We start from the raw sequence: 262 nt of genomic DNA, 5'->3' as shown, positions 1-262 counted from the left end.
GCATCTTCCCTTCAGCCGCCTCATCCCCGATGAAACGGAGCGCAACTGGTTCTTCGCCAATGTCTGCACCCATGACTGGAACATCGAGCAGGACCGCGGCCGCACATGGGCGGAGGCCGAAGCGCTGCTGATCGAGCAGCACCCGGCGCGCGAGGAGCATATCCGCGCCTTCCGCAAATATTGGCATGAGATGGTGCCGCACGCCTATGACGACAGCGTCGCGATCATGGAGGGGCTGATCGCCGAGGGGCGTGATGTGACG

1 pseudogene is annotated in these 262 nt (G+C 63.4%); it reads left to right on the top strand.

The window, feature by feature from the left end:
• Positions 1–262 (top strand): annotated as a pseudogene (locus AF337_RS32215) (HAD family phosphatase); the annotation flags it as partial.

Origin of the sequence: Rhizobium ecuadorense (assembly GCF_001187535.1) — a bacterium.
GTDB lineage: Bacteria > Pseudomonadota > Alphaproteobacteria > Rhizobiales > Rhizobiaceae > Rhizobium > Rhizobium ecuadorense.
This window is presented reverse-complemented; position numbering and strand designations above follow the sequence as displayed.